Genomic DNA, 3,864 nt, shown 5'->3' with positions numbered 1-3,864 from the left:
GGGGAACCCGCGGGCCGCCCGGTTCATCCCGATCCCGCGCCGCCCGGACGGCGGCCTTGACCCCGCTGCCCTCGGCGCCGCGCTGCGGCACGGGTTCCGCATCGTCCGCTGGCACCTGGCGCGGGAGGGGTAAGGCGCGGGAGCCGACCGGGAACCTGCGGGGTAGCGTGGCCGGTATGAGCGATCCGGAGTTTCATCGCGACCGCCGCGAGCACGGCGGCGCACCGCAACGTCTCGACGATGACCTGCTCGCCGAGATCGCCGAGGACGAGCGCGTCGACGCCGGGCTTGCTGACTTCAACCCCGACGAGGTTCCGCCGGCCACCGATCCGCTGCCGCCCGACGTGCCGGCGCCGAAGGGGCGGGTCAGGGAGGGCACCGAGTACCGCGAGGAGCAGGCGGAGATCCGCCACGAGGAAGACGAGGGCGAGCTTCGCGACCCGGACGAGGACGACCCGTTCCCGCCCACCCGCTACGACGGCGAGTTAGGCAGGACAGGCGCCAGGGACCGTTCGGGATCATGATGGGCCTGCATGCGGACGGGCGTGATGTGCGAGTCTGTGCCCATGGACGAAGTACCTGAGATACGAGACCTGCCGGTGGGGATCGGGGCGAGCGGGCACCGGCGGGAGACCGACTCGATGGGGGTCATCGACGTGCCCGCCGACCGGTACTGGGGGGCGCAGACCCAGCGGTCGCTGATCCATTTCGGCGGCATCGGCACGGACCTGATGCCGCGGCAGGTGTACCACGCTTTCGGCCACGTGAAGAAGGCGGCCGCGCTCGCCAACGGCGCGGCGGGCCGCCTCCCGCCCTGGCTGGCCGAACTGATCGCGCGGGTCTGCGACGAGGTGATCGCGGGCGAGCTCGACGAGCACTTCCCGCTGCTGGTCTGGCAGACCGGGTCGGGCACGCAGACCAACATGAACGTCAACGAGGTGATCAGCAACCGGGCCATCCAGCTGGTGGGCGGGCGGATCGGCAGCAGGACCCCGGTGCACCCGAACGACCACGTGAACATGGGGCAGTCGTCCAACGACACGTTTCCCACCGCGATGCACGTGGCGGCCGTCCAGGCGGTGCACGAGCAGGTGCTGCCGAGCACGCGGGCGCTGCTCGCGGCGATCGAGGCCAAGGCCAGGGGCTGGCGGGCGGTCGTCAAGATCGGCCGCACCCACCTGGAAGACGCGGTCCCGCTGACCGTGGGCCAGGAGTGGTCCGGGTTCGCCAGCCAGCTCGGGCAGGCGATCGACCGCCTGGAGCGGTCGGCGGAAGACCTGTACGAGCTCGCCATGGGCGGCACCGCGGTCGGCACGGGGCTCAACGCGCCGCCGGGCTTCGCGGCCGCCGTGGCGGAGCGGATCGCGGCGGAGACCGGCTACCCGTTCCGTACGGCGCGGAACAAGTTCGCCGCGCTGGCGGGGTCGGACGCGGTGGCCGCCGCCTCCGGCGGGCTGCGCGGGCTCGCGGTCCCGCTCACCAAGATCGCCAATGACATCCGGTGGCTCGCGTCCGGCCCGCGGGCCGGCCTGGGCGAGCTGGTGCTGCCGGCCAACGAGCCTGGTTCGTCGATCATGCCAGGCAAGGTGAACCCGACCCAGTGCGAGGCGATGCTGATGGTCTGCGCCCAGGTGCTCGGGCACGACACCGCGATCGCGGTCGCCGCCGCGCAGGGGAACCTGGAGCTGAACACGATGCGGCCGGTGATCATCGCGGACTTCCTGCACTCGGCCACGATCCTGGCCGGCGCCTGCCGGGCGTTCCGTGAGTTCTGCGTCGAGGGGGCGGAGCTCAACGAGGCGCGGATCGCCGAGCACGTCAGCCGGTCGCTCATGCTGGTCACCGCGCTGTCCCCGGTCATCGGGTACGACCGGGCGGCGCAGATCGCGCATAAGGCGGAGGCGGAGGGCAGCACCCTGCGCGAGGCGGCGCTCGCGTCCGGCTACATCAGCGCCGCGGAGTTCGACCGGGTGATCGACCCGGCGGCCATGGTGGGCGGCGCCGAGGGCGCCGGCAGCGCCTCCGGCGCCGGCGATCGATGACAGCGGCATCGATCCAGGACGGCGGGAGGCGGCATGGCCGGCACCTACGACGTGATCGTCCTTGGCGCGGGCCCCACCGGCGCCCGCCTCGAGCCAGGCAAGGTGCTGGCCAGGCGCGACTCCTTCGCCCACCACTGGAGGGACGACGCCCAGGTCGAGTGGCTGAAAAACGCCGGGATCGAGCTCGTCCGCGGCCAGGCGCGGATCAGCGGCGAGCGGCGGGTCCGGGTCGGCGAGCCGGCCGGACGAGGGCGGGCCCGTCACGATCACGCTCGACGACGGGACGACGGCCGAGGCCGACGAGGTGCTCGCCGCGACCGGGCGCACGCCGCATACTCAGGACATCGGCCTGGAGACGATCGGGCTGGCGCCCGGCTCATGGCTGGAGGTGGACTCCACGATGCGGGTGCGCGCTATCACCGGCGCGGACGGCGCGGACGGCGGCGGCTGGCTGTACGCGGCCGGCGACGTCAACCACCTGGCGCTGCTCACCCACATGGGCAAGTACCAGGGGCGGATCTGCGGCGACGCGATCGCCGCCAGGGCGCGCGGGCATGAGCCGGCGGTCACCGACCGGTCCAGCGTCAGCTGCGTGCCGCAGGTGATCTTCACGGTGCCGGAGGTGGCCGCGGTCGGGCTGTCCGCGGAACAGGCGCGAGCACGCGGGATGACCGTTCGCGTCGTGGACTACGAGCTCGGCGAGGTGGCCGGGGCCTCGCTGTTCGCCGACGGATACACCGGGCACGCCCAGATGGTGGTCGACGAGGACCGCACGACGATCGCGGGCATGACGCTGGCCGGGCCCGGGGTCGGCGAGATGATCCACGCCGCCACCGTCGCGGTCGCCGGCGAGGTGCCGCTGGACCGGCTCTGGCACGCCGTGCCGTCATACCCGACGATGAGCGAGGTATGGCTGCGCCTGCTCGAGACGTACGGGCTGTAACGATGCACTCGGTCGGCCTGGTCCTGCACCCGCAGCGCGACTCCGCCGAGGCGGTCAACGCCGTGCTCGGCTGGGCGGCCCGCAACGGCGCGGCCGTCTACGGCATCGAGGACGAGATCGCCAGGCTGAACTGCGCGGCCACGGGGGTGACCGCCGCGGAGATCGCGCGGCGTGCCGAGCTCCTGGTAAGCCTCGGCGGGGACGGCACCATGCTGCGCGCGATGCGGCTCGCGGACGGGCAGCATGCCCCGGTGCTCGGCGTCAACCTGGGCAAGCTCGGGTTCCTCGCCGAGGTCGACGTGCCGGACCTGCCCGCCGCGCTGTCGGCGATCGACGCCCGCGACTTCACGATCGAGCCCAGGCTCGCCGTCGACACCGTGGTGGCCGGGCAGCAGTTCGCGGCGTTCAACGACATCGCCGTGGTCCGGGTGCCCGGCGACAGCACGGCGGCGGTCGCCGTGCAGGTGGGCGGCCAGCCGTTCGTCTCGTACGCGGCGGACGCGGTGATCGTCGCCACCCCCACCGGGTCGACCGCCTACAGCTTCTCGGCGGGCGGGCCGATCGTCAGCCCCGCCGTGGAGGCGCTGCTCGTCACGCCGGCCGCGCCGCATTCGGCCTACAACAGGGGCGTCGTGCTCTCGGTCGCCGACCCGGTCTCCCTGGAGATCCTCGCGGGCAGCGGGCAGCTCGCCGTCGAGGTGGACGGGCAGGTGAGCGGCTACGTCGCGGCGGGCGACGTCCTCGACATCACGGCACGGCCTGGCGCCGCCCAGGTGGTCCGGCTCGGCCGGACCACATTCTACCAGCGGGCGCGTCGCAAGCTGCGGATCGCCGATTCGGCCGAGCTCGCACCGGTGACGCGCGGCCAGGACCTGGTCA

The 3,864-nt window shown here is 73.2% G+C and carries 4 protein-coding genes; all 4 read left to right on the top strand.

From position 1 onward, the window contains the following. The first annotated feature begins 176 nt into the window (after positions 1-176). Positions 177-524, top strand: a complete 348-nt coding sequence (locus tag Q1N79_RS17675; RefSeq protein WP_300610201.1) for a hypothetical protein — start codon at positions 177-179, stop codon at positions 522-524. A 42-nt stretch (positions 525-566) separates the two neighbouring features. Further along, positions 567-2,042 carry a class II fumarate hydratase gene (gene fumC / locus Q1N79_RS17670; protein WP_300610199.1) on the top strand — a complete coding sequence of 492 codons (1,476 nt, stop codon included), beginning with the start codon at positions 567-569 and terminating at the stop codon, positions 2,040-2,042. A 304-nt stretch (positions 2,043-2,346) separates the two neighbouring features. Further along, a complete protein-coding gene (locus tag Q1N79_RS17665) occupies positions 2,347-2,985 on the top strand; it encodes a hypothetical protein (protein WP_300610197.1) in 639 nt (212 codons plus the stop codon). A 2-nt stretch (positions 2,986-2,987) separates the two neighbouring features. Then, a partial coding sequence (locus Q1N79_RS17660; RefSeq protein ID WP_300610195.1) for an NAD(+)/NADH kinase occupies positions 2,988-3,864 on the top strand: 877 nt, incomplete at its 3' end.

This window comes from Trebonia sp. (genome assembly GCF_030042015.1).
Lineage (GTDB): Bacteria > Actinomycetota > Actinomycetes > Streptosporangiales > Streptosporangiaceae > Trebonia.
This window is presented reverse-complemented; position numbering and strand designations above follow the sequence as displayed.